General features: G+C 75.7%; 26 protein-coding genes. 6 read left to right on the top strand and 20 right to left on the bottom strand.

Going from position 1 to position 25,504, the window contains the following annotated elements; all coding sequences use genetic code 11:
• Window positions 1-168 precede the first annotated feature (168 nt).
• The gene (locus ACI79L_RS23335) at window positions 169-354 is read right to left on the bottom strand and encodes a hypothetical protein (protein WP_456939081.1); all 186 of its coding nucleotides are present in this window, start codon (window positions 352-354) and stop codon (window positions 169-171) included.
• Window positions 355-774: 420 nt separating this feature from the next.
• On the opposite strand from ACI79L_RS23335, the gene ACI79L_RS23330 reads away from it, so the two are divergent.
• A complete protein-coding gene (locus ACI79L_RS23330) occupies window positions 775-1,617 on the top strand; it encodes a glutaminyl-peptide cyclotransferase (RefSeq protein WP_456939080.1) in 843 nt (280 codons plus the stop codon).
• 242 nt (window positions 1,618-1,859) lie between these two features.
• Window positions 1,860-2,252 (top strand): hypothetical protein, encoded by a 393-nt coding sequence (locus ACI79L_RS23325; protein WP_456939079.1) that lies wholly within the window; start codon window positions 1,860-1,862, stop codon window positions 2,250-2,252.
• Window positions 2,253-2,306: 54 nt separating this feature from the next.
• Here ACI79L_RS23325 and nusB read toward each other — a convergent pair whose 3' ends face one another.
• The 14 genes from nusB to ACI79L_RS23255 form a co-directional block, all read right to left on the bottom strand.
• Window positions 2,307-2,714, bottom strand: coding sequence for a transcription antitermination factor NusB (nusB, locus tag ACI79L_RS23320; protein WP_456939078.1), 408 nt, complete (start codon window positions 2,712-2,714; stop codon window positions 2,307-2,309).
• A 16-nt stretch (window positions 2,715-2,730) separates the two neighbouring features.
• Complete coding sequence (gene efp / locus ACI79L_RS23315; RefSeq protein WP_456926769.1) at window positions 2,731-3,291, bottom strand: elongation factor P; 561 nt, start codon at window positions 3,289-3,291, stop codon at window positions 2,731-2,733.
• A complete protein-coding gene (locus ACI79L_RS23310; protein WP_456939082.1) occupies window positions 3,292-4,392 on the bottom strand; it encodes a M24 family metallopeptidase in 1,101 nt (366 codons plus the stop codon).
• Window positions 4,392-4,826, bottom strand: a complete 435-nt coding sequence (aroQ, locus tag ACI79L_RS23305) for a type II 3-dehydroquinate dehydratase (RefSeq protein WP_456939077.1) — start codon at window positions 4,824-4,826, stop codon at window positions 4,392-4,394. The genes ACI79L_RS23310 and aroQ overlap by 1 nt, the downstream gene beginning before the upstream one ends.
• Window positions 4,823-5,878 carry a 3-dehydroquinate synthase gene (gene aroB, locus ACI79L_RS23300; RefSeq protein ID WP_456939076.1) on the bottom strand — a complete coding sequence of 352 codons (1,056 nt, stop codon included), beginning with the start codon at window positions 5,876-5,878 and terminating at the stop codon, window positions 4,823-4,825. The genes aroQ and aroB overlap by 4 nt, the downstream gene beginning before the upstream one ends.
• Complete coding sequence (locus ACI79L_RS23295; RefSeq protein ID WP_456939075.1) at window positions 5,875-6,447, bottom strand: shikimate kinase; 573 nt, start codon at window positions 6,445-6,447, stop codon at window positions 5,875-5,877. Before ACI79L_RS23295 ends, aroB begins: the two co-directional genes overlap by 4 nt.
• Window positions 6,444-7,622 carry a chorismate synthase gene (gene aroC, locus ACI79L_RS23290; RefSeq protein ID WP_456939074.1) on the bottom strand — a complete coding sequence of 393 codons (1,179 nt, stop codon included), beginning with the start codon at window positions 7,620-7,622 and terminating at the stop codon, window positions 6,444-6,446. The genes ACI79L_RS23295 and aroC overlap by 4 nt, the downstream gene beginning before the upstream one ends.
• Before the next feature lie 158 nt (window positions 7,623-7,780).
• The gene (locus tag ACI79L_RS23285) at window positions 7,781-8,593 is read right to left on the bottom strand and encodes a shikimate dehydrogenase (RefSeq protein ID WP_456939073.1); all 813 of its coding nucleotides are present in this window, start codon (window positions 8,591-8,593) and stop codon (window positions 7,781-7,783) included.
• Window positions 8,594-8,600: 7 nt separating this feature from the next.
• Complete coding sequence (mltG, locus tag ACI79L_RS23280; protein WP_456939072.1) at window positions 8,601-10,223, bottom strand: endolytic transglycosylase MltG; 1,623 nt, start codon at window positions 10,221-10,223, stop codon at window positions 8,601-8,603.
• A gap of 38 nt (window positions 10,224-10,261) precedes the next feature.
• Window positions 10,262-10,927 (bottom strand): Holliday junction resolvase RuvX, encoded by a 666-nt coding sequence (ruvX, locus tag ACI79L_RS23275; protein WP_456939071.1) that lies wholly within the window; start codon window positions 10,925-10,927, stop codon window positions 10,262-10,264.
• Between the two features lie 5 nt (window positions 10,928-10,932).
• On the bottom strand, window positions 10,933-13,623 hold the full coding sequence (gene alaS, locus ACI79L_RS23270) for an alanine--tRNA ligase (protein WP_456939070.1): 2,691 nt from the start codon (window positions 13,621-13,623) through the stop codon (window positions 10,933-10,935).
• Window positions 13,624-13,670: 47 nt separating this feature from the next.
• Window positions 13,671-13,964, bottom strand: a complete 294-nt coding sequence (locus ACI79L_RS23265; protein WP_456926760.1) for a hypothetical protein — start codon at window positions 13,962-13,964, stop codon at window positions 13,671-13,673.
• Window positions 13,964-14,389, bottom strand: a complete 426-nt coding sequence (locus tag ACI79L_RS23260; RefSeq protein ID WP_387986799.1) for a DUF948 domain-containing protein — start codon at window positions 14,387-14,389, stop codon at window positions 13,964-13,966. Before ACI79L_RS23260 ends, ACI79L_RS23265 begins: the two co-directional genes overlap by 1 nt.
• Window positions 14,390-14,499: 110 nt before the next feature.
• A complete protein-coding gene (locus ACI79L_RS23255) occupies window positions 14,500-15,873 on the bottom strand; it encodes a replication-associated recombination protein A (RefSeq protein ID WP_456939069.1) in 1,374 nt (457 codons plus the stop codon).
• 35 nt (window positions 15,874-15,908) lie between these two features.
• On the opposite strand from ACI79L_RS23255, the gene ACI79L_RS23250 reads away from it, so the two are divergent.
• Complete coding sequence (locus tag ACI79L_RS23250; protein ID WP_456939068.1) at window positions 15,909-16,778, top strand: aldo/keto reductase; 870 nt, start codon at window positions 15,909-15,911, stop codon at window positions 16,776-16,778.
• Window positions 16,779-16,938: 160 nt separating this feature from the next.
• A complete protein-coding gene (locus ACI79L_RS23245) occupies window positions 16,939-17,823 on the top strand; it encodes a hypothetical protein (protein ID WP_456939067.1) in 885 nt (294 codons plus the stop codon).
• An 83-nt stretch (window positions 17,824-17,906) separates the two neighbouring features.
• On the opposite strand, the gene ACI79L_RS23240 is transcribed toward ACI79L_RS23245, so the two are convergent.
• Entirely contained in the window at window positions 17,907-18,998 is a 1,092-nt protein-coding gene (locus ACI79L_RS23240) for a pyridoxal-phosphate-dependent aminotransferase family protein (protein ID WP_456939066.1), read from the bottom strand.
• Window positions 18,999-19,072: 74 nt separating this feature from the next.
• Here ACI79L_RS23240 and ACI79L_RS23235 point away from each other — a divergent pair, with 74 nt between their 5' ends.
• Window positions 19,073-19,603 carry an ASCH domain-containing protein gene (locus tag ACI79L_RS23235; protein WP_456939065.1) on the top strand — a complete coding sequence of 177 codons (531 nt, stop codon included), beginning with the start codon at window positions 19,073-19,075 and terminating at the stop codon, window positions 19,601-19,603.
• Between the two features lie 21 nt (window positions 19,604-19,624).
• On the opposite strand, the gene aspS is transcribed toward ACI79L_RS23235, so the two are convergent.
• From aspS to ACI79L_RS23215, 4 genes are read right to left on the bottom strand one after another with little or no spacing between them, the layout of a single operon-like run.
• On the bottom strand, window positions 19,625-21,400 hold the full coding sequence (gene aspS, locus ACI79L_RS23230) for an aspartate--tRNA ligase (RefSeq protein WP_456939064.1): 1,776 nt from the start codon (window positions 21,398-21,400) through the stop codon (window positions 19,625-19,627).
• A 27-nt stretch (window positions 21,401-21,427) separates the two neighbouring features.
• On the bottom strand, window positions 21,428-22,408 hold the full coding sequence (locus tag ACI79L_RS23225; RefSeq protein WP_456939063.1) for an aldo/keto reductase: 981 nt from the start codon (window positions 22,406-22,408) through the stop codon (window positions 21,428-21,430).
• Window positions 22,408-23,685, bottom strand: a complete 1,278-nt coding sequence (hisS, locus tag ACI79L_RS23220; protein WP_456939062.1) for a histidine--tRNA ligase — start codon at window positions 23,683-23,685, stop codon at window positions 22,408-22,410. Before hisS ends, ACI79L_RS23225 begins: the two co-directional genes overlap by 1 nt.
• Window positions 23,682-24,377 (bottom strand): MBL fold metallo-hydrolase, encoded by a 696-nt coding sequence (locus tag ACI79L_RS23215; protein ID WP_456939061.1) that lies wholly within the window; start codon window positions 24,375-24,377, stop codon window positions 23,682-23,684. The genes hisS and ACI79L_RS23215 overlap by 4 nt, the downstream gene beginning before the upstream one ends.
• Before the next feature lie 167 nt (window positions 24,378-24,544).
• Between ACI79L_RS23215 and ACI79L_RS23210 the strand changes: the two genes are divergently transcribed.
• Window positions 24,545-25,402, top strand: coding sequence for a peptidylprolyl isomerase (locus tag ACI79L_RS23210; protein WP_456939060.1), 858 nt, complete (start codon window positions 24,545-24,547; stop codon window positions 25,400-25,402).
• Window positions 25,403-25,504: the final 102 nt, after the last annotated feature.

The raw sequence follows: 25,504 nt of genomic DNA, 5'->3' as shown, positions 1-25,504 counted from the left end.
CGCGCGCGCCCCCCGCGCGCCCCCCCCCCCCCCCCCCCCCCCCCCCCCCCCCCCGCCCCCCCCGCCCCCGCGTGGGGGCCCCCCCCCCCCCCCCCCCCCCCCCCCCCCCCCCCCCGGCCCGGCACGCGGCCGGGCCTCGCATCACTCCATCGGCAGGAGGCTCAGAGCTCAGCCACCGATGAAGACGTTGCTGCCCGCGAGCGCGAGGGCAGCCGCGATGTTCGCCTGGTCGCCGCCCACGTTGACGTTGCCGGCGTTCACGGCCGCGGCGACGGCGGTGTTGAAGTTCTGTGCCGCGAAGAACTGCATGGTGGTGCGCTCGGGCAGCAGCTCGACGGTCTGGTCCTCGAACATGGGATCTCCTCAGGATGCGGTACTGGGGATGAGGCCTGCCGGGATCAGGACTGCGGCGTCGCCGCCGGACCTCCCCGATCGCCCCGTGGACTGCCGATCCCGGCCGCGGTCCGGCATCGGCAGGCGGAAGTCTCGGGCCGCACTGCGGACGGCGACATCGGTGGCGCCCACCTATCTCGGCCGGGTTGCCTCCCGGTCCCGGCTGAGTCCGCCACGGTGCCGGCCCCGTGCGGTACGTAGAACGGAGAGCGGGCACGGATCTGCGGGAGTCGTCGTTCCCGCCCCCGCCGGTCGCGTCGTAGTGTCTGCGGCCCCTGTCCGTCCCGGGTCGCCGGCCGGCGAGCGCCGGTCGACCCCGTCGGTGCTGCCCCGGCGACCCGGTGACCCGGATCGACCGTCCGAACGGATCGTGAGCGCTCGATGAACCGTGGCATCCGCTGCCGAGCCCTCGGTGCTGTCGTCCTCGCCGTCGCGCTGCTGCCCGCCTGCTCGGCACGGGACAGCGCGGACCTCTCGGTCTACGGGCAGTCGGTACGCGCCCCGGACGCCGCGGCAACCGACGGCGACCAGCCGGTGCCGGTGCTGCGGCCGGAGGTCCTGGCCGAGGTGCCGCACGACCCGTCGGCCTTCACCCAGGGGTTCGAGGTGCACGAGGGGGCCCTCTACGAGGGCACCGGGCTCACGGGCCGGTCCCAGCTGCGCGAGGTCGACCCCGCGACCGGCGAGGTGCGGCGGTCCGCCCCGCTCCCCGGCCGGCTGTTCGGCGAGGGCATCACGGTGGTCGACGACCGCATCTGGCAGCTGACCTGGCAGGACGGTGTGGTGCTCGAGTGGGACCGGACCACGCTCACCCTCCGGCGGGAGGTGCCGCTGGAGGGCGAGGGCTGGGGGCTGTGCTTCGACGGGACCCGCCTCGTGCGCAGCGACGGCACGGACCAGCTGCGCTTCCACGACCCCGTCACCTTCGCCGAGACCGGCTCGGTCGCCGTCACCTTCGACGACGAGCCGGTGACCCAGCTCAACGAGCTGGAGTGCGTCGACGGACAGGTCTGGGCGAACGTGTGGCAGTCCGACGTCCTCGTCCGCATCGACCCGGCGAGCGGGCGGGTGACCGCGCTGGTCGACGCCGCCGGCCTGCTCGACCAGGAGCAGCGCGCGGACGCCAACGCGGTCCTCAACGGCATCGCCGCCCTGGGCGACGACGAGTACCTGCTCACCGGCAAGCTGTGGCCCGTCTCGTTCCGCGTGCGGTTCGTGGAGTAGTCCGGTCCGCCGGTGCGGGCGCGCCCCGGTCCCGGGCACCGTGTCGTCCCCGGCCGTCCCGCACCAGCGGGCGAGCACCACCGACGCAGCCGGTCGGCACCACCGAGGTGCGGGCAGGGACCACGGGACCGGTCCGGGGACCGCACCCCGGGCCGCCGCGACGTGCTGGGATGGCGCGACGAGGGGTGCGTCGCCCGACGGCGGCGTCCCGACGACCACCCCACGACCGTCCGGAGGTACCCGTGGACAGTCGGCTCCCCGTCCTGCTCTCGGCGCTGCTCCTGGTGTGCGCCCCGTTCACCTGGAGCAGCTCCGCCGGTCCTGCCGGTCCGCTGTCCGGGTGGCTGAGCTCGATCGGCGTCAGCGCGGCCGCGGGGGGCGGCTCCGGGTCCGTGAGCCTGGTGTCCTGCTCCGGGGACTCCTGCTCGGTGACGCTGGGAGGGAGCGGCGCCCGGGCACACGTGCTCGGGACGACGATCCGGATCATCGACGTCGACGGCGACCGGGCGACCCTCCGGGTCGGGGACCAGGACCTGCCCTGCACGGCGGGGCGGACCACCTCCGCGGGCGGGCTCCGCCTGACCTGCACGGAGGTCGCGGACGGCCGGGTGGCGATCACGGTCACCCGCGGCTGAGCTCCGACCGCCGGCGGTGACCTCGGCCCACCGCCGCGCGATCGGCCGGCCCGCTCAACCCGTCGGCACCTCGGCGTCGAGGATGGCGCCGAGGACTCCGTTGACGTAGGCCGGCGAGTCGTCGGTCGACAGCGCCCGGGCCAGCTCCACGGCCTCGTCGATGACGACGGCGTCGGGCACGTCGTCGGCCCAGAGGAGCTCGAACACCGCCATCCGCAGGATCGCGCGGTCGACGTCGGGCAGCCGCTCGAGCGACCAGCCGCGGGCGTGCTGGCCGATCAGCTCGTCGATGCGCCCCTGGTGTGCCGCCACGCCCTCGACCAGCCGGACGGCGTGGTCGGGGACGGGCGGCGACGGGTCGGCGATGCGCTCGCGGAGCAGCTCCACCGGGTCGGTGCCCCGCAGGTCCGCCTCGTAGAGGACGTCGACGGCGCGCTTGCGCGCCTTGGTGCGGGCAGCCATGGCTCGGGGCGGTGCGTCAGTTGGCGCGGCCGAGGTACCGGCCGTCGCGGGTGTCGACCTTGAGCTTGTCGCCGGTGTTGACGAACAGCGGCACGTTGATCTGCGCGCCGGTCTCCAGGGTGGCGGGCTTGGTGCCGCCGGTGGAGCGGTCGCCCTGCAGGCCCGGGTCGGTGTGCTGGACGACGAGCTCCATGGTCACCGGCAGCTCGACGTAGAGCGGGGTGCCCTCGTGCACCGCGACGACGACCTCGGTGTTGTCCAGCAGGTAGTCCGCGCCGCCGCCGACGGTCTCGGACGGGACGTAGATCTGCTCGAAGGTGTCCCCGTCCATGAAGACGAAGTCGTTGCCCTCGCGGTACAGGTAGGTCATGTTCCGCTTGTCGACGGTGGCCGTCTCGACCTTGGTGCCGGCGTTGAAGGTGCGGTCGACGACCTTGCCCGAGAGCACGTTCTTCAGCGTCGTCCGCACGAACGCGCCGCCCTTGCCGGGCTTGACGTGCTGGAACTCGGTGACGGACCACAGCTGGCCGTCGAGGTTGAGGACCATGCCGTTCTTGAGGTCGTTGGTGGTAGCCATCTAGAGGACCAGCAGTTCCTTGCTCGTGAGGGTCAACAACTCGGGCGCGTCCGCCGTGACGACGAGCGTGTCCTCGATCCGGACACCGCCGTGGCCGGGGAGGTAGACCCCCGGCTCCACGGTGACGGCCATGCCGGCGGCCAGACTACCCGCGCCCAGCGGGCCGATGCCCGGCGCCTCGTGGATCTCCAGGCCCACCCCGTGCCCGAGGCCGTGGGTGAAGTGCTCGGCGTGCCCGGCGGCGGCGATGACGTCGCGGGAGGCCGCGTCGACGGCGACGACGTCGGCCCCGACCGCCAGCGCCGCCCGCCCGGCCGCCTGCGCCTCGGCCACCAGCGCGTAGACCTCGCGCTGCCAGTCGGCGGCGTGCCCGAGCACCAGCGTGCGGGTCATGTCGGAGTGGTAGCCGTCGACGGTGGCGCCGAAGTCGAGCTTGAGGAGGTCGCCGCCGGCCAGGACCGTGCGGTCGGGCCGGTGGTGCGGGATCGCGGAGTTCGCGCCGGTGGCCACGATCGTCTCGAACGACGGCGCCTCGGCGCCCAGCGCCAGCATGCGGGCGTCGAGCTCCCGGCCGACCTCCAGCTCGGTGCGCCCGGGCCGCAGCGCGCCCTCGGCGGCGAGCTCGGCCAGCGCCTGGTCGGCGACCGCGCAGGCCCGGCGCAGCGCCGCGACCTCGTCGTCGTCCTTGACCGCGCGCAGCTCCTCGACCGCGCGGCGGACCGACACCAGCTCGGGCACCGTCCCGCCGGCGGCGGCGTCGGCGAGCACCCGCTCGAGCTGGGCCAGCCCGTCGACGGTGACCTCGTGGCTCTCGTAGCCGATCCGGCCGGCGCCGCGGCGCACCGCCTCCTGCGCGAGCGCAGGCACCGTGCCGCGGTCGACCAGCAGCTCGACGTCGGGCACCTGGGTGCCGGCCTGCGTGGTGTACCGGCCGTCGGTGCCGAACAGGTCGGCGCCGTCGGTGCGCAGCAGCAGCGCGCCGTTGGAGCCGGTGAACCCGGTCAGGTAGCGGACGTTGAGCAGGTTGGTCACCAGGACGGCGTCCAGCCCGCGCTCGGCGGCGGTGGCCCGCAGCCGCTCCCGCCGCTCGGCGGTGCGCATCACGAGACCCCCTTCGCGGCCAGGTGGCGCAGTGCCAGCTCGTAGCCCTGGACGCCGAGCCCGGCGATGACGCCGTCGGCGACGCGGGAGACGTAGGAGTGGTGCCGGAACTCCTCGCGCCGGTGGATGTTGCTGATGTGCACCTCCACGACCGGCGCGGTCACCGCGGCCAGCGCGTCGTGCAGCACCACCGAGGTGTGCGACCAGCCGCCCGGGTTGATGACGACCGGGTCGCCGGCGTCGGTCGCCTCGTGGACCCAGCCGAGCAGCTCGGCCTCGGAGTCGGTCTGGCGCACCCGCACCGTCAGCCCCAGCTCGGCGGCGGCCGCCTCGACCGTCGCCACCAGCTCGGCGTACGTCGTCGTGCCGTACACCTCGGGCTCGCGGGTGCCGAGCCGGCCGAGGTTGGCGCCGTTGAGGACCTGGATCGTCACGCTGTCTCCGATACTGCGGCCCACGCCGCGTCCAGCCACGCCTGCTCGGGGTCGGTCAGGATCGTCGGGTTGCCGATGCCGTCGAGGACGACGAACCGCAGCGTCGCCCCGCGGGCCTTCTTGTCCACGCGCATCACCGCCTGCAGCGCCGCCCAGTCGCCCCGGTAGCGGGTGGGCAGGCCCATCGCGGCCACCAGCTCGCGGTGCCGGTCGGCCTCGGCGCGGGTGAGCAGGCCCGCCTGCGCGCCGAGCTCGGCGGCGAAGACCAGCCCGACGGCGACCGCCTCGCCGTGCCGCCAGCGGAAGTCCTCGACCCGCTCGATGGCGTGGCCGAGGGTGTGCCCGTAGTTGAGGAACTCGCGGACGCCGGTGTCGAACAGGTCCTGGCCCACGGCGTCGGCCTTGACCCGCACCGCCCGCTCGATGAGCTCCCCGGTGTCGCGGCGGCCGGTCGGGTCGGCGGCGAGCAGCTCCAGGATCGCCGCGTCGGCGATGAACCCGCACTTGACCACCTCGGCCATCCCGGCGCGGAACTCCGCCTCGGGCAGCCCGGCGAGCACGTCGGTGTCGGCGAGCACGCCGGCCGGCGGGTGGAACGCCCCGACGAGGTTCTTGCCCGCGCCGGTGTTGATGCCGGTCTTGCCGCCGACCGCGGCGTCGACCATGCCGAGCACGCTGGTGGGCAGGTGCACCACGCGGACGCCGCGGGTCCAGGTCGCGGCGAGGAAGCCGGCGAGGTCGGTGACCGCTCCCCCGCCGACCCCGACGACGGCGTCCGAGCGGGTCAGCCCGAGCCGGCCGAACTCCTCCCAGGCGGCCGCGGCGACCGCGGCGGTCTTGGCGGCCTCGCCGTCGGGGACGACGACGGCCTCGGCGGCCACCCCGGCGGTCTGCAGCGTCTCGACGGCGGCGCCGGCGAGCGCCGCCAGCGGCGGGCTGTGCACGACCGCGGCCTTCGGCGTCCCGGCGAGCAGCAGGCCCAGCTCGGCCTGCGCGCCCGGGCCGATGACGACGTCGTAGGGCTCCTCCCCCGCGACGGTCACGCGCCTCACCGGGCGCTCCCCGGTCCCTGCGGCAGAAATGGCCACTTCTGCCGCAGGGACGGCGGCAGGGCGGACAGCACGTCCGCGACGACGTCCTCCGGGGTGCGGCCGGCGGTGGGCACGACCACGGTGGCGACCTCCGCGTAGAGCGGGGCGCGCTGCTCGAGCAGGGTGCGCAGCATCGCCCGCGGGTTGACCGCCAGCAGCGGGCGGTCCCGGGACAGGCCGGCCCGGCGGGCGGCCGAGGGGACGTCGACGTCGAGGTGGACGACGGTGCCGCCGGCGCGGCCGTAGCCGGTCAGGAGCCCGCGGGTGGCGGCGCTGAGCACCGCGCCGCCGCCGAGCGCGAGGACGCCGTCGTGCTCACCGAGCGCGCGGGCGACCGCCTGCTCCTCCAGCGCCCGGAAGTGCGGCTCGCCGTGCGTGACGAACAGGTCGGCGACCGTGGTCCCGGCGGCGGCCTCGACGTCGGCGTCGGTGTCCCGGAACGGCACGCCCAGCGCGGTCGCCACCGCCGTCCCGACGGTCGTCTTGCCCGAGGCCGGCGGCCCCACGAGCACCAGCAGCGGCCGGCTCACCGGTACGGCAGCGCGTCGAGGTAGGCCTGCGCGTTGCGGCGGGTCTCGGCGACGGAGTCGCCGCCGAACTTCTCCAGCGCGGCGTCGGCGAGCACGAGGGCGACCATCGCCTCCATCACCACGGCACCGCGCGGCACCGCGCAGGCGTCGCTGCGCTGGTTGATCGCGACCGCGGCGTCCCCGGTGGCGACGTCGACGGTGGCCAGCGCCCGCGGCACGGTGGAGATCGGCTTCATCGCCGCGCGGACCCGCAGCGCCTCGCCGTTGGTCATGCCGCCCTCGATGCCGCCGGCGCGGTCGGTGACCCGGCGCAGCCGGCCGTCCTCGCTGACGATCTCGTCGTGGGCCACCGAGCCGCGGCGGCGGGCGGTCTCCAGGCCGTCGCCGACCTCGACCGCCTTGACCGACTGCACGCCCATGAGGGCGGCGGCCAGGCGGGCGTCCAGGCGGCGGTCCCAGTGCACGTGGCTGCCCAGGCCCGGCGGCAGCCCGTGGACGACGACCTCGACGACGCCGCCGAGCGTGTCGCCGTTCTTCCGGGCGTCGTCGACCTCGGCGACCATCGCCTCGCTGGTGCCCGGGTCGGCGCAGCGCACCGGGTCCTCGTCGATGCGCGGGTTGTCGTGCGGGCCGGGCAGCACGCCGTCGGGGACGGTGACCGGGCCGATCGCGACGACGTGGCTCACGACCTCGACGCCGAGCGCCTGCCGCAGGAACGCCTTCGCGACGGCGCCGAGCGCCACCCGGGCGGCGGTCTCGCGCGCGCTGGCCCGCTCCAGCACCGGGCGGGCGTCGTCGAAGCCGTACTTCTGCATGCCGGCGAGGTCGGCGTGGCCGGGCCGCGGCCGGGTCAGCGGCGCGTTGCGGGCCTGGCCCTCGAGCACCGCGGGGTCGACCGGGTCGGCCGACATGACCGTCGTCCACTTGGGCCACTCGGTGTTGCCGACCTGGACCGCGATCGGCCCGCCCATGGTCAGCCCGTGCCGGACGCCGCCGGTCAGGGTCACCTCGTCCTGCTCGAAGGACATCCGCGCGCCGCGGCCGTGGCCGAGCCGGCGGCGGGCCAGGTCGACGTCGAGGTCGGAGGTCTGGACCTGCACGCCGGCGGGCAGGCCCTCGAGGATGGCGGTGAGCTGCTGGCCGTGCGACTCACCGGCGGTCAGCCAGCGCAACATGGCGCCGATTCTGCCAGTTGAAGGACCCCCTCCCTCCCCACCCCTCGCAAGCTCGGGGCGAGCCCCTGGGAGGGGGCCGTTCCATCACGTCACCAGCGGCCCCTCCACCGGGAGGGCGGGGACGGGCGCGGGGAGCGGCCCGCGCGGGACCGGGAGGCTCAGCGGGCGTCCAGCGCCGCGCGCATCGGGCCCAGCGGCGCGGGCAGCCCGGTCATCAGCTCGACCTGCACGGTGGCCTGCCAGAACAGCACCTCGATGCCGCTGACCACCGTGGCGCCGGCCCGGTCGGCCGCGGCGGCCACCGGCGTGGGCCACGGCGCGTAGAGCACGTCCAGCACGGTCTGCCCCGCGCGCCAGCCGAGGCCGGCGAGGTCGCGGTGCGCCCCGATCGGCACCGTGCTGACGACGACCGGCGCCTCCACCGGGCCGGGCTCCAGCCGCCGGACCACGGCCTCCACGCCGAGGACCCCGAGCACCCGGGTGACGTCGGCGGCGCGGGAGGGGTCGCGGACCAGCACGTCGACCGACTCGGCGCCGAGCTCGGCCAGCGCGACGGCGGCGGCCGCGGCCGTCCCGCCCGCGCCGACGATCGCCGCGTGCGCGACCCGCTCGACGCCGCCGGTCTGCAGCGCCATGCCGACGCCGTGGACGTCGGTGTTCTCCGCCCGCCACCCGGCGTCGGTGTGCAGGAGGGTGTTCGCCGCGCCCAGCAGCCGGGGCAGCGGCTCGACGGCGTCGGCGACGGCGACCGCCGCCTGCTTGCACGGCATGGTCACCGAGAACCCGCGCCACTCGGGGCCGAGCCCGGCGACCAGGTCGGGCAGGTCCTCGGCGCCCACGTCGAGGGCGTCGTAGGTCCAGCCGGTCAGGCCCAGCGCGGCGTACGCGGCGCGGTGCAGCAGCGGGGAGAGCGAGTGCCCGACCGGGCGGCCGAGGACGGCCGCCCGGCCGGGCGGGGCCGGTGCGGGCACGGGCCGGTCAGCCACCACACCCGAGGCCGGCGTCGGCGCACCGCTGGCGGGCCACCAGGAACTCGTCGTAGCTGGCGGTGAAGAAGTGCCGCCCGTCCGAGGACTCCAGCACGTAGTACAGGAGGTCCCCGGTGGTCGGCGCCAGCGCCGCCTCCAGGCTCGCCTCGCCCGGTGCCGCGATCGGCGTCGGCGGGAGGCCGGCCCGGGTCCGCGTGTTGTACGGGCTGTCGGTCTGCAGGTCGCTGACGGTCAGGTCGTTGCCGTTCTTGCCGAGCCCGTAGGCCAGCGTCGCGTCGATCCCGAGCGGGATGCCCTGCGCCAGGCGGTTGTAGACGACCTGCGCCACGTTCGCCCGCTCGTCGTCGACCTTGGTCTCCCGCTCGATCATCGAGGCGACGACGACGACGTCGTACACCGAGCGCCCGGCCGCGGCGGCCCGCTGCTCGAGCTGCAGGTCGGTCGCCATGTCGGTGAACCGGGAGACCATCGCGCGCAGCACGTCGGTGGCGGTGTCGTCGGGCTCGACGTCGTAGGTCGCCGGGAACAGGAAGCCCTCGAGCTGCCCGTTCGCGTAGGCCGGCAGGCCCAGCGCGGCCGGGTCGGCCGCGGCGGCCGTCAGCTCCTCGAGGGGGACACCGGTGGTCTCCGAGATCCGCTGCAGCGTGATCGCGAGCGTGGAGCCCTCGGGGACGGTGACCCGCGAGACCTGGCGGGCGGCCGGGTCGAGCAGCAGGTCGAGGGCGGCCTGGCCGCTCATCTGCGACCGCAGCTCGTAGACGCCGGGCTGGATGCCGGTCGCCGCCGCGTTCGCCTCGGCGGCGTCGACGAACGGCTCGGAGGAGGCGATGACGTCGGCCTCGACGAGGGTGCGGGCGATGTCGCTGAGGGTGTCGCCCTCGCCGACGCGCACCTCGACGCTGCCGGTGCCCGCGCCGGTGTAGTCCTCGGCGGCGGGGTTGACCAGGCCGATCAGGGCCCGCCCGCCGAAGACGATGCCGGCGACGAGCGCGGCGAGGACCAGCAGCGCGAGGACGTTGGCCAGCGGGCTGCGGCGGCGGCCGGAGCGCCGGCGGGGCGCGGGGGCGTCCGTGGCGTCGTCGTCGGGCAGGTCGTGCGAGCCGGTCTCGTCGGGGTCGTCGCCGAAGACGGCGGCGTGCCCGTGCTCCTCGGCCTCGTCGCGGGCGCGCCGGCCGCGCCGGCGTCCGCGGTCGGCGTCACCGGCGCCGAGGACCTCGAGACCGCCGGTGGGCTCCTCGTCGTCGGCGGGCTCGTCGTGCGGGCCGACGGCGGCCGCGGCCACGGTGGGCGCGTCGTCGGGGTCGGCGGTCCCGTCGCGGCGGGCGAGCCTCGACCACGGGCCGGACGGCCGCGGCGGGACGCCGGGCAGCGGCGGCACGGGCTGGCTGTCGCCGGGCAGCGGGCCGGTGCGGTCGTCCTCGGGCGCGCCGTCCCGGGCGCCGGCGTCGTCCGGGGCGGCGTGCCGGCCGGCGGTCGCCGGCCGGACGTCGCGGTCCAGCAGGCCGGCACGGGTGGGGCTGCCGGGCCGGACCGGGCCGGGGCCCACCGGCAGCCGCGTCGTCGGCGGTCCGGGCGGCCACGCGCCCGGGGAGGGCGCCGGGACGTTCGGCATGCCGGGGAGGCCCCGCCCGTACGGCGGGACCGGACCGCTCACGAGCGCCCTCGCTGGGAGTCGAGATACGCCTGGAGGATGACCACGGCGGCGGCCTGGTCGATCACGGGGCGCTGGGCGCGGCTGTCGAGCCCGTTCGCCCGCAGGGAACTGGCTGCGGTCACGGTGGAGAGCCTCTCGTCGACGAGGTGCACGGGCACGCTGCCGATGCGCCCGGCGAGTGACCGAGAGTAGGCACGTGCCTCCCGTGCGGAGGCACCCGACGCACCCGAGAGGTGCCTCGGCTCCCCCACGATCACCTCCGTCACCTCGTGTTCCTCGACGAGAGCGGCGATCCGGTCGAGGTCGCCGCCGTCGCGGCGGCGCTCCACGGTCTCCAGCGGGCTGGCCAGCGTGCCGGTGGGGTCCGACAGCGCGACGCCGATCCGCACCGTGCCGACGTCGAGCCCGAGCCGGCGGCCCTGGCGGGTCCGGCGCGGCGGCAGCGGCAGCCCGGCGGGCAGTCCCTGCGACAGGTCGATCTCGGTGGTCTCGTTGCGCACCGGCGGGAAGCCGGCGCGCAGGTCGATCTGCTCGGTGCGGTGGTGCACCGGCTGCTGCGCCGGGGGCGGGGTCTGCCGGGGCCGCGACGGCGGCACCGCCGGGCGGCCCTGCACGCGCCGCTCCCCCACCGGACCGGTCTCGTCGGGGCGCTGCTCGGGCACTCCGCTCACCTCCCTGTGGCGGTCGCGACCGCCTCTTCGCCGGCCTGCAGGGCGGCGGGGATGCCGCCCGGGTCCGTGCCGCCGCCCTGGGCGACGTCGGGCTTGCCGCCACCGCGGCCCCCGACCGGGGCCGCCGCGGCACGCAGCACGTCGCTGGCGGACAGCCCGCGCTGCTGGGCGGCGGGGTTCAGTGCTGCGACCAGAGCCACCTTGCCCCCCGACTCCGAGGCCAGCAAGACGACCCCGGGGCGCTCCCCGAGCCGCCCGCGGACGTCGAGGGCGAGGGTGCGCAGGTCTCCGCCGGAGAGGCCGGCCGGCGCCGCGGTGACGACGGCGACCCCGCCGACGTCCGTCGCGCCCGCGGCCAGCTGACCGGCCGCGGCCTGGGTCTGCTGGGCGCGCAGGTCGGCGACCTCCCGCTCGACGTCGCGCAGCCGGGACAGGATGCCGCCGACCCGGTCGACCAGCCCGTCGGTGGGTGACTTGAGCAGCTCGCCGAGCTGGCGGACCAGGTCGCGCTCGCGGGCCAGGTAGCGGAAGCCCTCGAGGCCGACGACGGCCTCCACGCGGCGCGCGCCCGACCCGACCGACGACTCGCCGGTCAGCGCGAGCGTGCCGATCTGCGCGGAGCCGGCGACGTGCGTGCCACCGCACAGCTCGCGCGACCAGGGGCCGCCGATCTCGACGACCCGCACCTGCTCGCCGTAGGTCTCGCCGAACAGCGCGAGCGCGCCGATCGCCTGGGCCTCGGGCAGCGTCATGTAGGTGGCGGTGACCCGGTGGTCGGCGCGCACGGCCGCGTTGGCGACGTCCTCGATGTCGTGCCGCTGCTGCAGCGTGAGCGCGCCCTGCCAGGCGAAGTCCAGCCGCAGGTAGCCGGGGCGGTTGTAGGAGCCCGACTGCAGCGCCTGCGGGCCGAGCACCTGGCGCAGCGCGGCGTGCACCACGTGCGTGCCCGAGTGCGCCTGGCAGGCCGACAGCCGCCACTCGCGGTCCACCTCGGCGGTGAGCTCCGCGCCCTCGGCCAGCTCGCCCTCGAGCACCCGGACCTGGTGCACGACCAGGCCCTTGACCGGCCGCTGCACGTCGAGCACGTCGGCGCGGCCGCCGTCCCAGGTCAGGGTGCCGGCGTCGGCGACCTGACCGCCGGACTCGGCGTAGAACGGCGTCCGGTCCAGGACCACGCGGGTGACCTCGCCCGGCCCGGCCGGCGCGGCCGGGGCGCCCTCCTCCGCGGCGAGGTCGGCGACCAGGCCGAGCACGCGGGAGTCGGTGCGCAGGGTGGAGTAGGCCCGCCAGTCGGTGGGGCCGTGGTCGGCCAGCAGCCGGCGGTAGGCCAGGACGTCGACCGAGCCGGTGCGCTTGGCGCGGGCGTCGGCGCGGGCCCGGTCGCGCTGCTGCTGCATGAGCGCGCGGAAGCCCTCCTCGTCGACGGTCACGCCCTGCTCGGCGGCCATCTCGAGGGTGACGTCGATCGGGAAGCCGTAGGTGTCGTGCAGGGAGAACGCCTGCTCGCCCGACAGCGACGGCGTCCCGGCGGCCTTGGCCTGCGCGACGGCGGTGTCGAACAGCGCGGTGCCCGAGGTGAGGGTGCGCCGGAACGCCTCCTCCTCGGCGTAGGCGACCGCGGAGATGCGGTCGAAGTCGGCGACCAGCTCCGGGTAGCTCGCGCCCATCGCGTCGCGGGAGACCGGCAGCAGCTCGGGCAGCGTGGCGGCGTCGACGCCGAGCAGCCGCATCGAGCGGACCGCGCGGCGCAGCAGCCGGCGCAGGATGTAGCCGCGGCCCTCGTTGCCGGGGGTGACGCCGTCGCCGATGAGCATCAGGCCGCTGCGGACGTGGTCGGCGACCACGCGCAGCCGGACGTCGGCGTCGTGGTCCTTGCCGTAGGTGACGCCGGCGAGGTCGGCGGCGCGGTGCAGCACCGGCGCCACCTCGTCGATCTCGTACATGTTGTCGACGCCCTGCAGCAGGAAGGCCACCCGCTCCAGGCCCATGCCGGTGTCGATGTTCTTCTTCGGCAGCTCGCCGACGATCCGGAAGTCCTCCTTGCTCCGGACGTCGGTGAGCTCGTACTGCATGAAGACGAGGTTCCAGATCTCCAGGAACCGGTCACCGGCGGTGTCCACCAGCGGGCCGCCGTCGGGGCCGAACTCGGGACCGCGGTCGTAGTAGATCTCCGAGCAGGGGCCGCCGGGGCCGTCGGCGCCGGTGTGCCAGTAGTTGTCCTTCTTGCCCAGCCGCTGGATGCGGTCCATGGGCAGGCCCGCGATGCGGTGCCAGGCCTCGGCGGCCTCGTCGTCGTCGAGGTAGACGGTGACCCAGATGCGGTCGGGGTCGAAGCCCAGCCCGCCGTCCTCCACCCGCCCGGTGACCAGGTCCCAGGCGTGCTGGATCGCCCCCTCCTTGAAGTAGTCCCCGAAGGAGAAGTTGCCGTTCATCTGGAAGAACGTGCCGTGGCGGGTGGTCTTGCCCACTTCCTCGATGTCGAGGGTGCGCACGCACTTCTGCACGCTGGTGGCCCGCGGGAACGGCGCGGGCTCCCGGCCGGTCAGGTACGGGATGAAGGGCACCATGCCGGCGACGGTGAACAGCAGGGAGGGGTCCGGCGACACCAGCGAGGCGCTGGGGACGACGGTGTGGCCGCGCTGCTCGAAGTGCTGCAGGAAGCGGCGGCGGATCTCGGCGGTCTGCATGGCCTACTCGGTCCTCGGGGCGGGGGCGGCCCCCGCGGGGTGGGTGCTCAGCGGTCGGCGGCGTGGGCGCCGCGCCGCCCGGGGAGCTGGAGCTGGGTCGTGTCGCGCTCCGGCAGCGGCGCGTCGAGCCCGGTGCCCGAGCGCAGCTCCTCCTCGCGCACGGCGGCCGCGGCGCGCACGTCGGCGCCGAACTCGCCGATCGCGTCGGCGAGGTCGCGCAGCCCCTCGGCGATCGAGGCGCCGATGCCGGCGGGCGTCATCCTCTCGGCGGCGCGGGACAGCTTGCGGACGACGAGCGCGCCGATGGTGATGCCCATCGCCAGCCAGAACAGCCGGCGCATCAGGCGGCCCGCCGGGCGGCGCGGCGCGCGCGGCGCTCGGCCTTGTCACGGGCGGCGGCCTCGGCGATCGCCTGGCCCTCGCGGCGCTTCCGGGTCGCGCTGCGGACGCCGTAGCTGAACGCGGCGACCTTGATCAGCGGGCTGCCCACGGTGGCGGCGACGACGCTGGTCAGCGCCGCGACGTTGCTCGACACGTTGGCCGCGTTGCCGGTGATGTCGTCGACCCGCTCGAGGTTGCTGTTGACCTGGGCGATCGTCGTCTGCGCCTGGGTGAGGATCGGCCGGCTCTCCTCCCGGGTCTGCCGGATGGTCAGCGTGGCCTCGTCCAGCGTGCGTCCCAGCTTCAGCAGCGGGACGGCCAGCAGCAGCACCAGCAGCACCAGCGCCAGGGCGGCGATCAGTCCGGCCCACTCTCCTGCGGACACGCGGCGTCTCCTCTTCTCCGTCGGCGGCCGGCGTGGTCGGCAACGACCGGCGTGGCCACAGTAGTCGCGGTCTCCGGCGCCCCTCCGGTGCGCCGGACAACGCCGGCCCGTCAGGCGCCGCGGCCGGCCCGCTCCGCGCCGCGGCTCTCCCGCGGGTGCCGGCGGACGATCGCCCGGAGCTTGCCCAGGCGGGCGCCGATGCCGGCCTCCACGCCCCGGGGCGTGGGCCGGTAGTAGTCCCGGCCGACCAGCCCGTCGGGCGGGTACTGCTGCGGCACGATCCCGTCGGGCGCGTCGTGCGGGTAGACGTAGGTCGAGCCGTGGCCCAGCTTCTTGGCCCCGGCGTAGTGGGCGTCGCGCAGGCCGGCCGGGACCGGCCCGCCCAGGCCCGCGCGGACGTCGGCCACCGACTCGCCGATCGCCACCGTCACCGCGTTCGACTTCGGCGCGGTGGCCAGGTGGACGACGGCGTGCGCCAGCGGGAAGTGCCCCTCGGGCATGCCGATGAGCTGGACCGCCTGCGCGGCGGCGACCGCGGTCTGCAGCGCCGTGGGGTCGGCCATGCCGATGTCCTCGCTGGCGGAGATGACCAGCCGGCGGGCGATGAACCGCGGGTCCTCCCCCGCCACGACCATGCGGGCGAGGTAGTGCAGCGCGGCGTCGACGTCGCTGCCGCGGATCGACTTGATCAGCGCGCTGGCGACGTCGTAGTGCATGTCGCCCTGGCGGTCGTAGCGCACCGCGGCCTGCGCGACGGCGCTCTCCAGGGTGGCCAGGTCGATCTCGGCCGCACCCGCGGCCCGCGCGGCGCCCGCCCCGGACTCCAGCGCGGTCAGCGCCTTGCGCCCGTCGCCGCCGGCGACGCGGACGAGGTGCTCCTCGGCCTCGGCGCTCAGCGTGAGCCCGCCGCCGAGGCCGCGGTCGCTGGTGAGCGCCCGGTGCAGCAGCGTGCGGACGTCGTCGTCGGACAGCGGCTGCAGCGCGAGCACGAGGCTGCGCGACAGCAGCGGGCCGACGACGGAGAAGAACGGGTTCTCGGTGGTGGCGGCGATCAGGCTGACGATGCGGTCCTCGACGGCCGACAGCAGCGAGTCCTGCTGGGTCTTGGAGAACCGGTGCACCTCGTCGATGAACAGCACGGTGCGCCGGCCGGCGTAGGTGAGCTCGCGCTTGGCCGCGGTGATGACCGCGCGGACCTCCTTGACGCCGGCGTCCAGCGCGGACAGCTGCACGAACTGCCGCTTGGTGGCCAGCGAGATGACGTGCGCCAGCGTGGTCTTGCCGGTGCCGGGCGGGCCGTAGAGGACCAGCGACATCGGCTCGTCGGCCTCGACCAGGCGGCGCAGCGGCGCCCGCGGGCCGAGCAGGTGGGACTGGCCGACCACCTCGTCGAGGGAGCGCGGGCGCATGCGCACCGCCAGCGGCGCACCCGGGTCGACGGCGTCGCCGGTGACCTCCGCCGGCTCGTCGAACAAGGACGTCACGGGTAGCGACGCTACCCGCGGGGCACGACAGCCCCGTGCACCAGCGACGCATCGGAGACCGCACCGTCAGCGCGATCGGCCTGGGGGCCATGCCCCTGTCGACGAAGACCGACCGGCCGGGCCGCGAGGAGGCGGTCGCCGTCGTCCACGCGGCCCTGGACGCCGGCGTGACCCTGGTCGACACCGCCGACGCCTACGCCCGCGACGAGGCCGAGTTCGGGCACAACGAGACTCTCGTGGCCGAGGCGCTGGCGTCCTACGGGCCGGGCGCGGGCGACGTGCTGGTGGCCACCAAGGGCGGGCACACCCGGCGGGGCACCGACTGGGAGCTCGACGGCTCGCCCGCCTACCTGCGGAAGGCGTGCGAGGCCTCGCTGCGCCGCCTGGGCGTGGACGCGATCGGGCTGTACCAGTACCACCGGCCCGACCCCGACACGCCGTGGGAGGAGTCGATGGGCGCGCTGCGGCAGCTCGCCGACGACGGCCTGGTGCAGATGGTCGGCATCTCCAACGCCGACGTCGCGCAGATCGACGTCGCCCGCTCGATCGTGGGGCCGGCGCTCGCGGCCGTGCAGAACCAGTTCTCGCCGGGGTGGCGCTTCTCGGCCGGCGAGGTCGAGCACTGTGCGGCGCACGGGCTGGCGTTCCTGCCGTGGAGCCCGTTCGGCGGCGTCACCGCGGCTGGGTCGCTGTCGGCCACCGCGCCGGCGTTCGCGGAGGTGGCGGCCGAGCTGGGCGTGTCGGTGTACCGGGTGACGCTGGCCTGGCACCTCGCCCAGGCCGACGTCGTGGTGCCCATCCCCGGCGCCTCGCGGCCGGCGTCCATCCAGGACTCCGCCGCCGCGGCCGACCTCGAGCTGACGCCCGAGCAGCTCGCCCGCCTGGACGGGTCCGCACCGAGTTGATCACCGGCTGCGTGCACGACACCGCGCGGGACACGCCGCGCACCCGTGCACACATCCGATGATCACGGACGACGACGCGTCGCCACGCACAACCGGCCGGCCCGTCCACAGATGACGCGGGCGTCGGCCGGCGCGGCCGGCCACGCCCGACGGTGGCCGGGTGGAACCCCTGGACCTCGGGTCGAGCTGGACGTGGCAGGACGCGCGGGCCCGCGGCGCCACCCGCCGGCAGATCGCGGCGGGCGGTGAGGAGCTGAGCCGCGGCCTCTACCTCTCGCACGCGGAGGTGGCGTCCTTCCGCGCCCGGTGCGCGGCCTGGACCCGCCTGCTGCCGCCGGACGCGGCCTTCGGGCTGCAGAGCGCCGCCGTGCTGCTCGGCACCCACTCTGACCCTCCACCTGAGGTCCAGGTGGTGCTGCGCCCGCGGCCGGTCCTCCCGCAACGGCGCGGACTGGTCGTCGCGGTGCGGCAACTCCGGGGCGAGGACGTGGTCGTCTCGGGTGGCCTGCGCGTCACCTCGGGCGCGCAGACCCTCCTCGACCTCGCGCCCGGCCTCCCGCCCGCCGAGCTGGTCGCGGTCGGCGACGCGCTGCTGCGCACCGGGGCCCTGACCCGCGAGTCGCTCGACGCGCGCCTCCGCCGCGCCGACCGGGTGCGCGGCGTCGTGCGGGCGCGCGAGTGCGCCGCCCTGCTCGACGGCCGGGCCGCGTCCCGTCCCGAGAGCCTGCTGCGGTACTGGCTCGCGACCAGCGACCTGCCCGCACCCGAGCCCCAGCTGCCGGTCCACGACCGCCGGGGCCGGGTGGTGGCGCACGCCGACCTCGGCTGGCGCCGCTACCGGGTGGCCGTCGAGTACGAGGGCCGGCAGCACGCCGACGCGGGCCAGTTCGGGCGCGACGTGGACCGCTACTCGCTCATGGCGGCCGACGGCTGGCTGGTGCTGCGGTTCGCCGGACGGCACCTGTCCGGACCGGCCGTGGTGGTCGAGCGGTCCCGCGGCGCGTTGGTGAGCCGCGGCTGGCGCCCCGGCACCACGCCGTCGTGATCATCGGATGCGTGCACGCGACACGCGCCGACACGCCGCGCGGCCGTGCACGCACCCGATGATCGACTCCCGGGCGGCAGGACTCAGCGGCCCAGGACCTCGCGCAGCGCGGCGAGCACGAGGGCGACCGTGTCGGGGCGGGCGTTGTGGCCCATCAGCCCGATCCGCCAGACCGTGGCCGCGTGGGCGCCGACGCCGCCGCCGATCTCCAGGTCGTAGCGCTCGAGCAGCTCCTTGCGCACGGCCGCGGAGTCGACGCCGTCGGGCACCCGCACGGTGGTCAGCTCCGGCAGCCGGTGCCCCTCCGCGGCGAACAGCTCCAGGCCCATCTCCTGCAGGCCCTCGTGCAGCAGCCGGCCGGCCTCGGCGTGCCGGGCGTGCACCGCGTCCAGGCCCTCGTCGAGGATCCGGCCGAGCCCGGCGTGCAGCGACACGACCATCCCGGTCGGCGCGGTGTGGTGGTAGGTGCGGCCACCCGACCCGGCCGCCTCCCCCGCGTAGCCGCCGAGCATGCCGAGGTCGAGGTACCAGCTGCGCGGCTTCTCGACCCGCCGCTCCCACGCCCGGTCGGAGACGGTGAACGGCGCCAGCCCGGGCGCGACGCCGAGGCACTTCTGCGAGCCGGAGTAGGCGAGGTCCACGCCCCAGTCGTCCAGCCGCACCGGGATGCCGCCGAGTGAGGTCACGCAGTCGGCCAGCAGCAGCGCGTCGCCCTTGCCGGCCGCCAGCGGCTCCAGGTCCGACAGCACGCCGGTCGAGGTCTCCGCGTGGACGGCCGCGATCAGCTTCGGCGACGGGTGCGCCTCCAGGACCCGGGAGGCGTCCACGGGGGTGCCCCACTCGTGGTCCACGCGCACCACCTCGGCGCCGCACCGCGTGGCGACGTCGACCATCCGCTCGCCGAACAGCCCGTTGACCGCCACGACGACGACGTCGCCCCGCCCCACGGTGTTGACGAACGCCGCCTCCATCCCCGCCGACCCCGTGGCCGACAGCGGCAGCGTGCGCCGGTTGGCCGTGCCGAACACCGTGCGCAGCCGGTCGGAGGTCTCGTCCAGGACGCCGAGGAACACCGGGTCGAGGTGGCCGAGCAGCGGCTGCCCGAGGGCGACCGTCGCCTCCGGGTAGGGGTTGGAGGGGCCGGGACCGAGCAGGGTGCGGGCGCGCAGCGGCATGCGCCGCACCCTAGGACCGGCCTCCCGCGACCGCTCCCCGACACCCCACGGGCGGGTGCCCCGAGGATGGGCCGGTGAGCAGCCACGACCGGACCACCGACGACGCACCGGGCGCACCGCGCCGCGAGGAGGCCGCCGCGATGTGGGCGGCGTACACGGCGAGCCGCCCGGCCGGCGGCCCGCCCGAGGACGAGCCGCCCGTCGAGCGCTTCGGCGACAGCCGCGCGCTCGCCGACGAGCTGATCGGGCTGGTGCTCGCCGGCACCAAGCGGGCCACCGCGGGCCTGGTCGCCGACTTCGCGCAGGCGGGCGAGCCGCTGCCCCGCATCGGCGGGCACTGGATCGCCTGCGACGGCGAGGGCCGCCCGCGCGCGGTCCTGCGCAGCACCGAGCTGCGCGTCGGCCGGCTCGACAGCGTCGACGACGCCTTCGCCCTCGACGAGGGCGAGGGCGACCGCACCCGCGCGAGCTGGCTTGAGGGCCACCGGCGCTACTTCACCCGCACGCAGGAAGCCCGCGGGCAGGCCTGGGACGACGCGCTCGAGGTCGTGTTCGAGCGCTTCCGCGTCGTCTGGCCGCCCGAGGTGGCCGACCGGGCCGGCTGAGCAGCCGGCCCGGCCGGGACCTCACCTCGTCGGGTCGCTCGGCCCCGGGGCGCCGGGCTCGCCGGGCAGCGCGGGCTCGTCGGCGGTCGCGTCGATGCCCGCCTCCTTGCGCTGCGCGTCGGTGATCGGCGTCGGCGCGCCGGTCAGCGGGTCGTAGCCGGCGCCGGTCTTCGGGAACGCGATGACCTCGCGGATCGAGTCGACCCCGCCCAGCAGCGCGGTCAGCCGGTCCCAGCCCAGCGCGGCGCCGGCGTGCGGCGGCGGGCCGTAGGCGAACGCCTCGAGGAAGAACCCGAACCGCTCGCGGGCCTCCTCGCGGGACATGCCGAGGGTCTCGAACACCCGCTCCTGCAGCTCCGGGTCCGCGATCCGGACCGAGCCGCTGGCCAGCTCGTTGCCGTTGACGACGAGGTCGTAGGCGTCGGACAGCGCGTTCGCCTTGTCCTCGGCGAACCGCTCCCGCCACTCCGGGGTGGGCGAGGTGAACGGGTGGTGCATGAACGTCCAGTCGCCGTCCTCGGTCTCCTCGAACATCGGGAAGTCGACGACGAACAGGAACGACCACGACCCCGGCTCGACGAGCTCCAGCCGCTTGGCGATCTCGTTGCGCGCGGCACCCAGCAGCTCCTGCGAGGACCGGCGCGGGCCCGCGGCGAAGAACACGCAGTCGCCCGGCTGCGCGCCCACGGCCTCGACCAGCCCCGCGCGCTCGGCGTCGGAGATGTTCTTGGCCACCGGGCCGCCCAGCGTGCCGTCCTCGGCGACGGTCACGTAGGCCAGGCCGCGGTAGCCGCGCGAGCGGGCCCAGTCCTGCCAGGCGTCGAACGCCCGCCGCGGCTGCGAGCCGCCGCCGGGCATGACCACCGCGCCGACGTAGGGCGCCTGGAACACCCGGAACGGCGTGGCGGCGAAGAACTCGGTCAGTTCGGTGAGCTCGATGCTGAAGCGCAGGTCGGGCTTGTCCGACCCGAAGCGGTCCATCGCCTCGCGGTAGGTCATCCGCGGGATCTCGGGGACGTCGTAGGCGGCGAGCTCCCGCCACAGCGCGCGGACGACGTCCTCGACCACGGCCAGGACGTCGTCGCGCTCGACGAAGCTCATCTCGAAGTCGAGCTGGGTGAACTCCGGCTGCCGGTCGGCGCGGAAGTCCTCGTCCCGGAAGCAGCGGGCGATCTGGTAGTAGCGCTCCAGCCCGCCGATCATCAGCAGCTGCTTGAACAACTGCGGCGACTGCGGCAGGGCGTACCACTTGCCCGGCTGCAGCCGGACCGGCACGAGGAAGTCGCGCGCGCCCTCGGGCGTGGAGCGGGTGAGGTCCGGCGTCTCCACCTCGGTGAAGCCGTGGCCGGCCATGACGCCGCGGGCGATCCGGTTGACCTCGCTGCGCAGCCGCAGGATCCGTGCCGGGCCCTGCCGGCGCAGGTCGAGGTAGCGGTACTTGTAGCGGACGTCGTCCGAGGCGGCCTGGTCGGTCTCGATCGGGAACGGCAGCGGCGCCGCCGGCGACAGCACGCGCAGCTCGGCGGCGGCCACCTCGATCTCGCCGGTGGGCAGCTCGGGGTTCTCGTTGCCCGCCGGCCGCTGCCGGACCTCCCCGGTCACCAGCACGCAGAACTCGTTGCGGAGGGCGTGCGCCTCCTCCTCGCGGACGACGACCTGGACGTAGCCCGAGGCGTCGCGCAGGTCGACGAAGACGACGCCACCGTGGTCGCGCCGGCGGGCCACCCAGCCGGCGAGGGTGACGGTGGAACCGGCGTCGGACGCGCGCAGCGTGCCGGCGTCGTGGGTGCGGAGCACTTCAGGGCCTCTCGGGTAAGGGGTGTGTCACCAGCGGTCGTGCACGTGCTGCCGGACGCGCTCGTCGTAGAGCCGCTCGAGGTCGGCGAGCTCGGCGTCGGTCAGCGGCGCGAGCCCGGCGGCGGCGACGTTCGACCGCACCTGCTCCACCGAGCGGGCGCCGGGGATGACGCAGGTGACGCCGGGCTGCTGGACCACCCAGCGCAGCGCCACCTGGGCGGGCACCCGGTCGCCGCAGATCGCGGTGAACTCCCGCGCGGCGGCCACGCCGACCTCGTAGGGCACGCCGGCGAAGGTCTCGCCGACGTCGAAGGCCTCGCCCTGGCGGTTGTAGTTGCGGTGGTCGTCGGCGCCGAACGTCGTCGACTCGTCGTACTTCCCCGACAGCAGGCCGCTGGCCAGCGGGACACGGGCGAGGATGCCGACGCCGCGCGCGGCCGCGGCCGGGAGCAGCTCCTCCAGCGGCTTGCGGCGGAAGACGTTGAGGATCACCTGGATGCTCGCCACGCCGGGGTGCTCCAGGGCGGTCAGCCCCTCGGCGGCGGTCTCCACCGACACGCCGTAGGCCGCGATCGCGCCGTCCTCGACGAAGGAGTCGAGCGCGTCGTACACCCGCTGGTCGGAGTAGACCGCGGTCGGCGGGCAGTGCAGCTGCACCAGGTCGAGGGTGTCGACGCCGAGGTTGCGCCGCGACCGGTCGATCCAGGCCCGCAGGTTCTCGGGCGTGTACTGCGCCGCCTCGAACGGGTCCGCGCGGCGGCCGGCCTTGGTGGCCACGAACGGCCGCTCCGACCGGGCGGCCAGCGCCTTGCGGATGCGCTCCTCGCTGCGGCCGTCGCCGTAGACGTCGGCGGTGTCGAGCAGCGTCACGCCGGCGTCGAGGGCGGCGTCGAGGACCCCGCCCGCGGTCTCCTCGTCGACGTCGCCCCAGTCACCGCCCAGCTGCCACGTGCCCAGGCCGACGACGCCGACCTCCGCGCCGGTCCGTCCGAGGGGTCGGGTCTCCATCACTCGCTCACCACTCCCGTAGCAACTGCAGCTCTCAGCGCCTCGAACAGGTCACCCACGGGGACGGCGCGCTGCTCCCCCGTGCGCAGGTCCTTCAGCTGGCCGACGCCCTCGGCCAGGTCCCGCTCGCCGACGACGACCGCGTGCGAGGCACCCGACCGGTCGGCGGCCTTCATCGCGCCCTTGAGCCCGCGGTCGCCGTAGACGGTGTCCGCGGACACCCCGGCCTCGCGCAGCCGCCCGACCAGCCGGACCGCCAGCCGCTTGGCCTCGGCGCCCAGCGGCACGACGAACGCCTGCACGCCGGGGGCGGCGGCGACGTCGAGCCCCTCGGCCTGCACGGCCAGCAGCGTCCGGTCGACGCCGACGGCGTAGCCGATGCCGCTCACGTCCGGGCCGCCGAGCGCCGCGGACAGCCCGTCGTAGCGGCCGCCGCCGCCGATCGCCGACTGCGCGCCCAGCCCGTGGTGCACGAACTCGAACGTCGTCTTCGTGTAGTAGTCCAGCCCGCGCACCAGCCGGGGCGCCTCGGTCCAGGTCACGCCGAGGTCGGTGAGGTGCTGGCGGACGGCGTCGTAGTGCGCCTTCGTGGAGTCCGACAGGTGGTCCACCATCAGCGGGGCGTCGTCGAGCTGAGCCTGCACCTCGGGCCGCTTGTCGTCGAGCACGCGGAGCGGGTTGATCTCCGCCCGGCGCCGGGTCTCCTCGTCGAGGTCCAGCTTCTCCAGGTGGGCGACGAGCAGCTCGCGGTACTGCGGCCGGCAGGTCGCGTCGCCCAGCGAGGTGAGCAGCAGCTCGAAGTCGGTGAGCCCGAGGTCGCGGAAACCCTGCACGCCCAGCGCCACGACCTCGGCGTCCAGCGCCGGGTCGTCGACGCCGAGCGCCTCCATGTCGACCTGCGTGAAGTGCCGGTAGCGGCCGGCCTGCGGGCGCTCGTAGCGGAACGCCGAGCCGACCGTCCACAGCTTCACCGGCAGCGGGCCGGTGTGCAGCCGGTGCTCGATGAACGCCCGCATGAGCCCGGCGGTGAGCTCGGGGCGCAGCGTGAGCGAGCGGCCGCCGCGGTCGTCGAAGGTGTACATCTCCTTCGTCACGACGTCGGTGGACTCCCCCACGCCGCGGGAGAACACCGCGGTCTCCTCGAACACCGGCGTCTCGACATAGCCGTAGCCGGCCCGCCGCAGCGGCGCGGTGAGCGTCTCGCGGACGGCGAGGAAGCGCGCCGAGTCCGGCGGGAGGACGTCGAAGGTCCCCTTGGGCGCGGACAGCCCCGTCACAGACCTCGTCCCTTCGGTGCGCTCGCGGCCTCGGCCAGGTACGGGTTGGTCGCCCGCTCGCGTCCGATCGTCGTCGCCGGGCCGTGGCCGGGCAGCACGACGGTCTCGTCGTCCAGCGGCAGGACCACCTCGCGCAGCGAGGTGAGCATCGCCTCCCAGGAACCGCCGGGCAGGTCCACCCGGCCGACCGACCCGGCGAACAGCACGTCGCCGGCCAGCAGCCCGGGGGCACCGCCGAACTCACTGCCGAGGTCGAGGGAGAAGACCACCGAGCCCTGCGTGTGGCCGGGCGCGTGGCGGACGGTCAGCTCGACGCCGGCCAGCGAGAGCACGGCGCCGTCGGCGAGCGGCTCGACCTCGGTGGGGTCGGGCAGCCGGACGCCGGTGATCAGCGGCGCCAGCGCCGGGCCGTGCCAGCGCGCGGGGTCGGCGAGCATGCCCGAGTCGTCGGGGTGCAGGTAGGCCGGGATGTCGTAGCCCTCGCAGACGGGCAGCACGGAGAAGGTGTGGTCGAGGTGGCCGTGGGTCAGGACGACGGCGACCGGCTTGAGGCCGTCGTCGGCGAGCATCCGGGCCAGCGGCTCCACCGCGTCCATGCCCGGGTCGACGACGACGCACTCCTGGCCGGGCCCGGGGGCGACGGCGTAGCAGTTGGTGCCGAAGGCGCCGGCCGGGAACGAGCGGATGAGCACCCGTGCAGGTTACGCGGGGGATCGGGGCCACTCCGGTCCGGCAACCGAGGGTCCACAGGAGCGGCACCTACACTCGCGGATCGACCAGCGGGGAGACCGCGGAGCGCGGCCGAGGCCGGATCCGGACCCCGCGGAACGTCCCGTCCGTCCGAGGAGTGTCCCGACCCGTGCCGACCAACAAGCAGCGGCGGGTTGCCGCCCAGCGCCGCCTGCAGCGCCAGCTCGAGCGGCGCGCCGAGCTCGCCCGCAAGCGCCGTCGCAACCTGCTCGTCGTGGTGACCGTGATGGCCGTCGTGCTCGTCGCCGGGGCGGTGGCCCTGGTGGCCGGGCTCGGCGGGGACGACGACGACAGCGCCCAGGCCGCCGCCAGCAGCAGCTCCGCCGCCACCGAGGGCAGCGAGGCGACCGCGGCCCCGGCGGTCACCAACGCCGACGGCACCGTCACCTGCACGTACGCGCCCGACACGTCCGGCAACCCGAACCTCACCGACGTCGGCACCCCGCCGGACCCGGCCTCCACCCCGGCCAGCGGCACGGTGCAGCTGCTCATGAGCACCGACCAGGGCGACGTCCCCCTGACGCTGGACCGCGCCAAGGCCCCGTGCGCCGCGGCGAGCTTCGCCTTCCTCGCCTCGCAGCAGTTCTTCGACGGCAGCACCTGCCACCGCGAGGTCAACCAGCCGACCTTCGGCGTCCTGCAGTGCGGCGACCCGACCGGCACCGGCTCCGGCGGCCCGGCCTACAAGTTCGCCGAGGAGGTCACGCCGGAGACGACCTACCCGCGCGGCACGATCGCCATGGCCAACAGCGGCACGCCCGGCTCCACGGGCAGCCAGTTCTTCCTCTGCTTCGTCGACACCGACCTGCCGCCGGACTACACCGCGGTCGGCACCGTCGACGAGGCCGGCCTCGCGGTGCTCGACACGATCGCCGCGGCGGGCAACGACGGCTCCTTCGAGCCCAGCCCCGGCGGCGGCGCGCCGAACCTCCCGGTGACCATCACCTCGATGACCGTCGTCGCGTGAGGCCGGCGCGGGCGGGCGCCGGTCTCACCGGCGCGCTGCTGGCGCTGTCGGCCTGCACGAGCACGGTCCCCGGCTCGGCGTCGCCGGTCCCTGACGGGACCG

Source organism: Geodermatophilus sp. SYSU D00684 (assembly GCF_054050455.1).
This window is presented reverse-complemented; position numbering and strand designations above follow the sequence as displayed.

Bases quoted from the DNA above. Each gene is read 5' to 3' on its own strand.
- ACI79L_RS23240 (WP_456939066.1), bottom strand. From the start codon at position 18,998: ATGCCGCTGCGCGCCCGCACCCTGCTCGGTCCCGGCCCCTCCAACCCC.
- nusB (WP_456939078.1), bottom strand. From the start codon at position 2,714: ATGGCTGCCCGCACCAAGGCGCGCAAGCGCGCCGTCGACGTCCTCTAC.
- efp (WP_456926769.1), bottom strand. From the start codon at position 3,291: ATGGCTACCACCAACGACCTCAAGAACGGCATGGTCCTCAACCTCGAC.
- ACI79L_RS23330 (WP_456939080.1), top strand. From the start codon at position 775: ATGAACCGTGGCATCCGCTGCCGAGCCCTCGGTGCTGTCGTCCTCGCC.
- mltG (WP_456939072.1), bottom strand. From the start codon at position 10,223: ATGCCGAACGTCCCGGCGCCCTCCCCGGGCGCGTGGCCGCCCGGACCG.
- ACI79L_RS23335 (WP_456939081.1), bottom strand. From the start codon at position 354: ATGTTCGAGGACCAGACCGTCGAGCTGCTGCCCGAGCGCACCACCATG.
- ACI79L_RS23225 (WP_456939063.1), bottom strand. From the start codon at position 22,408: ATGGAGACCCGACCCCTCGGACGGACCGGCGCGGAGGTCGGCGTCGTC.
- ACI79L_RS23265 (WP_456926760.1), bottom strand. From the start codon at position 13,964: ATGCGCCGGCTGTTCTGGCTGGCGATGGGCATCACCATCGGCGCGCTC.
- aroC (WP_456939074.1), bottom strand. From the start codon at position 7,622: ATGTTGCGCTGGCTGACCGCCGGTGAGTCGCACGGCCAGCAGCTCACC.
- alaS (WP_456939070.1), bottom strand. From the start codon at position 13,623: ATGCAGACCGCCGAGATCCGCCGCCGCTTCCTGCAGCACTTCGAGCAG.
- ACI79L_RS23310 (WP_456939082.1), bottom strand. From the start codon at position 4,392: ATGCGCACCGCCGAGCGGCGGGAGCGGCTGCGGGCCACCGCCGCCGAG.